Genomic DNA, 4,591 nt, shown 5'->3' with positions numbered 1-4,591 from the left:
ACTGCCACTGTTAGGAAGTTAGCACCTTCTAGATAGGAGGAGGCTAACCCGTGGGTGTACCAAGAGGTGACGAAGGTGGTGCCGGTCAGCCAACCGCCTAGTGCTAGGAAGGCGCAGGGGAACAGTAGTATCCCTGACCAACCTACGAATACAAAGCGATCGCGCTTGAGCCAGTCGTCTAGAACGTCAAACCACCCTCTACTAGGGGCGCGTCCAACTGCGATGGTCATTAGAGCAAATCTCCAAATGTTTATAAGTACAGGTTGTATCTCTATTATAGATGGCTATATAAAAGCCTTCCATAAGCAGAAAGTTAACCAGGTTGTTAACCAAGTTTACAATTTTTTACGAACCTTTAATCATTTTAGGTGCAAATCGCTAATTTTTCTAGGGGATTTGTCATAAAAATTAATTTTCGATCTAGAGGAAGTTAGATAAGGAGATCAAAGAGAAAATTTTACCTGGTCTGCCTCATCCCCTAATCCCCCTCAACCCCTACTTCCCTAGAATCACTCAGCTGACGCTAAAATGAGTCCTACAGTTAAAGAAAGATTATTGCTAAATGTTTACCATCGACTTAAGCATCAGAAACACTGCTTTTCCTATCTCGGTACAACGTAAGTCAGCAGAGGATGCTGAGGCTGTCTATCAACTCATTTTGGCAGCAATACGCTCTGGTAACCCTGACGTTGTGGAACTGAAGTGCGAGGGCAAGACAGAGAAAAAAATTGCTGTTCGCGCTAGTGAAATTGCTGGGGTGCAGATTGTTCAAAAAGATGGTACAACCCCTGGTGGTGGCAGACCACCTGGCTTTTTCGCTGTAGCTGCTGAATAACCAAGGTTGACAAATGGCTCAAGTGGGCATTGAAGTCAAGGATTTAAATTTCAGTTGGCCTAATGGAGAGAAAGTTATTAAATCTTGCTCTTTAGAAGTACCCAAGGGTGAGTTTTGGATGCTTTTGGGTACAAATGGCAGTGGGAAATCAACGTTACTTAGACTGCTGGCGGGGCTATTAGCTCCTGAGTCTGGGGAAATTCGAGTTTTGCACCCCGTTGGCTTTGTCTTCCAAAATCCGGATCATCAACTGGTGATGCCAACAGTTGGTACTGATGTGGCTTTTGGATTGGTGGAAGAAAAGTTGCCACCTGCTGCTACCAGAGCAAGGGTTGAGGAGGCGCTAGGAGCGGTGAATTTGCTTACCCTCCAACGACGCCCTATCTATGCACTTTCTGGTGGACAGAAACAGCGAGTCGCGATCGCCGGTGCGATCGCCCGTCGCTGTGAAGTTTTATTATTAGATGAACCCACTGCCTTACTAGATCCAGATAGCCAACTAGATTTAGTTGCTGGTGTCCGCCGCCTCGTCAAAAGTCGAGGTCTTACGGCCCTGTGGGTAACGCATCGATTAGACGAGTTAAATTACTGTGACGGCGCTTTCTTACTAGAAAAAGGTTCTCTTGTTGATGAGGGTGAAGCCCAGCGCCTTAAACAACGTTTGATGGAGGTACACAGCGAAGCCTCTTAATTGAGTGCTGAATCACCGTTCGCTCTTGGCGTCTCTCCTTGTTTCATTCGTGAGAGGCTAGCGCCTGCCGTAGGATGCTTGAATGCGAACAGCGTCTCCTGTCTTGAGAAGGGCTGTAGGGAGAAGATTTGAGCGGCGGCTGATGCCGAACAGAAGTTAGGTAACTATTAATTCACCATTCTTGATTACCCAGCACTATTAAATAATAAAGTACTGCCACGCGCCTTTTCAACAAAGGCGCGTTTTAAGTTAGTGCCTCTATCCTAAGGTAAGTTTTATAAATCTATCGTATTTTTTATCTTGTGTAACATAGTGTTACACACAATCGATCAATTATTATAAAACTTATGAATGAATTTTGTAAACTCTAGAAAATTGTGATTCAAAACCATGCCCCGTTCCTTACTCCAAGCCGTTTTGTTAGTGGACGGCTACAATATAATTGGCGCTTGGCCTTGCCTGAAAAAAACGCGTGATAGTGTTGGATTAGAGGCAGCACGGGGCGAACTTGTGGAAGCGATGACTGGTTATAGTGCGTTTCAAGGTTATGCAACTCAAATAGTTTTTGATGCTCAATATCAGAATTCCTCTAGTAATAAAGAAATAATTACTGAACTTTTATCAGTTTATTACACTGATTTTGGGCAGACAGCAGATACCTATATAGAAAAATCTTGTGCGTCTTTTCGCCAGCAAATAGCCCAATGTTTAATTTCTCGTGTGATTGTTGCTACATCAGATCGGGCACAGCAGTTGATGATACAGGGGTATGGGGCTGAATGGTTGTCAGCACAACAACTCTGTGGGGAAGTGGAAGCTACTGTCTGTCGGATGCGACAGAAGTATCATCCGCGCAAACAATCTAAGAGTAGGTTTTTAGCTAATGCTATTGATGCTAAGGCGCGGCAGCGTCTGGCTGAATTACGAATGGGATTACAGTAAATATTTAGTATTTAAAAAGATATTTAGTATTTAAAAGTCTCTGCTTAAGTTCCTGAATAAATTTTGGCTGCAAAAATTTTATAATTAAGCATCTAAGAAAAAATATTGGCGAAAGTACTTGCCAAATCTTATTTTTAGCCTTATTATTATAAATCGTGAGTGATCCTCAGTAGCTCAGTGGTAGAGCGATCGACTGTTAATCGATTGGTCGCTGGTTCGAATCCAGCCTGGGGAGTTTAGTAATTCTGGATTTTAAATTTTGGGTTCTAGATTATCCCTTAGTAATCTATGGTCGCTTGATCAGGCTGTGACGTTTCTAAATCATGGGTCTTTTGGTGCTTGTCCTAAACAAGTACTGGAGTTTCAACAACGTCTGAGGTTGCAACTAGAACAAGAACCCCTACGCTTTTTTGGTAGAGAGTGGGAACCATTACTAGACGATGCTAGAAGTAAGCTAGCAGCGTTTATGGGTGCTGATGTCCAGGATTTGGTATTTATCCCCAATGCAACGACTGGCGTTAATTCGGTGTTAAGGTCGCTGACGTTTTCACCAGAAGACGAAATACTCACAACCAACCACGAATATAATGCTTGCCGCAATGCACTTGATTTTGTTACCAGTCGCACTGGTGCGGAGGTGGTGGTGGCAAAAATTCCTTTTCCCATTGACTCGCCACGGCAAGTAGTGGCAGCAGTAATTGAGCAAGTTTCACCAAAAACACGATTAGCACTTTTGGATCATGTTACCAGCCAGACAGGGCTAATTTTCCCGATTCAAAAGTTGGTGAAGGAGTTACAACAACGGGGTGTAGATACATTGGTAGATGGTGCCCATGCGCCTGGAATGATATCACTCAATTTGCAAGAAATTGGTGCAACTTATTACACCGGAAATTGTCATAAATGGCTGTGTGCGCCAAAAGGGGCAGCATTTTTGTATGTGCGACGAGATAAACAGTCAGAAATTCGTCCTTTGACAATTAGCCACGGCACAAATTCGCCACGCACTGATAAAACTCGCTTTCAGTTGGAATTTGACTGGACAGGTACAGACGATCCTACAGCATATATGTGTGTGCCAGAAGCGATCGCTTTTATGGGTTCCTTGCTACCTGGTGGGTGGACAGAATTGATGCAGCAAAATCATCAACTAGTGATACAAGGAAGACAGCTACTTTGTCAAGCGCTAGAAGTGCAGCCGCCTTGTCCAAAAGAGATGATTGGTTCAATGGCGGTTGTGCCATTACCTACGACTTTGGAAAACTGCGATTTCATGTCTATACATGATGAGTTGTTTGATAAGTTTGGTATTCAAGTGCCAATGATACCGTGGCAGGAAAAACCTCGGCTGTTGGTAAGAATTTCGGCACAGATTTACAATACTTTTGATCAGTATGAGTATTTGGCAAAGGTTCTAAAGGGGTTGTTCTCAGGATAATCTATAGCGATCGCTCGTTTGGATGCAATACACTCTGACCTCTCTCCTAAAAGGAGAGAGGCTTTGAATCTTACTCCCCAACGCTAGTAGGGAAGGGGCTGTTCTTGTTAGGTCTGTATTCTATGGCAATTGAGAACCGCTATAGTTTAAGGAAACTGGCGATCGCATCAAGGGTGTGTTTTGCACTAAGTGCTATTCTTTTAAGTGATAGCACTTAAATTGCTGAAACTAGGATAAACGCTTGACATGACTTCTAGAGTGCTGCCTTCTAATCCTTTTGTGGCTGCGGGGATAATTGAAGATCCCAGGGTGTTTGTCGGTCGTAAAGATGAATTACACGTGATTGCATCTCGGATGAAAGGCGATCAGCCTACAAGTATCTCGCTAGACCCCCAGGGCAAACGTATCTAAAGTATAAAAATCCTTTAATAGCAAGGGTTTGAACGTTTGAGCATTGAGGCGATTTTTTGCTCAATATCCTTATGCAGCAAGGGTTTCACAAATTACGTGCGTTTGCCCCAGTGAATAAAATCATGTCACTGGTACCAATTAAGAATCAGAAAGCAAAGCCAAAAACCTCTGATTTCCCACAGTGAATAAAATCATGTCACTGGTACCAATTAAGAATCAGAAAGCAAAGCCAAAAACCTCTGATTTCCCACAGTGAATAAAATCATGTCACTGG

5 protein-coding genes, 1 tRNA gene and 1 pseudogene are annotated in these 4,591 nt (G+C 43.3%); 6 read left to right on the top strand and 1 reads right to left on the bottom strand.

Features of this window, described 5'->3' with window-relative positions; genetic code table 11:
* Positions 1-230: pseudogene (locus V7L29_RS18430) on the bottom strand (photosystem II D2 protein (photosystem q(a) protein)); the annotation flags it as partial.
* 332 nt (positions 231-562) lie between these two features.
* Here V7L29_RS18430 and V7L29_RS18425 point away from each other — a divergent pair.
* The 6 genes from V7L29_RS18425 (at position 563) to V7L29_RS18400 (ending at position 4,317) form a co-directional block, all read left to right on the top strand.
* Positions 563-835, top strand: a complete 273-nt coding sequence (locus V7L29_RS18425) for a hypothetical protein (RefSeq protein ID WP_334692389.1) — start codon at positions 563-565, stop codon at positions 833-835.
* Between the two features lie 13 nt (positions 836-848).
* Positions 849-1,526: an ABC transporter ATP-binding protein gene (locus V7L29_RS18420; RefSeq protein ID WP_334736404.1), complete on the top strand. Its 678-nt coding sequence runs from the start codon at positions 849-851 to the stop codon at positions 1,524-1,526.
* 390 nt (positions 1,527-1,916) lie between these two features.
* Positions 1,917-2,468, top strand: coding sequence for an NYN domain-containing protein (locus tag V7L29_RS18415; RefSeq protein WP_334692387.1), 552 nt, complete (start codon positions 1,917-1,919; stop codon positions 2,466-2,468).
* 163 nt (positions 2,469-2,631) lie between these two features.
* Positions 2,632-2,703: transfer RNA gene (locus V7L29_RS18410), tRNA-Asn, on the top strand.
* Between the two features lie 24 nt (positions 2,704-2,727).
* Positions 2,728-3,906, top strand: a complete 1,179-nt coding sequence (locus V7L29_RS18405; RefSeq protein WP_334736403.1) for an aminotransferase class V-fold PLP-dependent enzyme — start codon at positions 2,728-2,730, stop codon at positions 3,904-3,906.
* Between the two features lie 246 nt (positions 3,907-4,152).
* Positions 4,153-4,317, top strand: coding sequence for a hypothetical protein (locus V7L29_RS18400; RefSeq protein ID WP_334736402.1), 165 nt, complete (start codon positions 4,153-4,155; stop codon positions 4,315-4,317).
* Positions 4,318-4,591: the final 274 nt, after the last annotated feature.

It is taken from the genome of Nostoc sp. (assembly GCF_036916575.1).
Taxonomy (GTDB): domain Bacteria; phylum Cyanobacteriota; class Cyanobacteriia; order Cyanobacteriales; family Nostocaceae; genus Nostoc.
This window is presented reverse-complemented; position numbering and strand designations above follow the sequence as displayed.

Bases quoted from the DNA above. Each gene is read 5' to 3' on its own strand.
- V7L29_RS18420 (WP_334736404.1), top strand. From the start codon at position 849: ATGGCTCAAGTGGGCATTGAAGTCAAGGATTTAAATTTCAGTTGGCCT.
- V7L29_RS18415 (WP_334692387.1), top strand. From the start codon at position 1,917: ATGCCCCGTTCCTTACTCCAAGCCGTTTTGTTAGTGGACGGCTACAAT.
- V7L29_RS18425 (WP_334692389.1), top strand. From the start codon at position 563: ATGTTTACCATCGACTTAAGCATCAGAAACACTGCTTTTCCTATCTCG.
- V7L29_RS18400 (WP_334736402.1), top strand. From the start codon at position 4,153: ATGACTTCTAGAGTGCTGCCTTCTAATCCTTTTGTGGCTGCGGGGATA.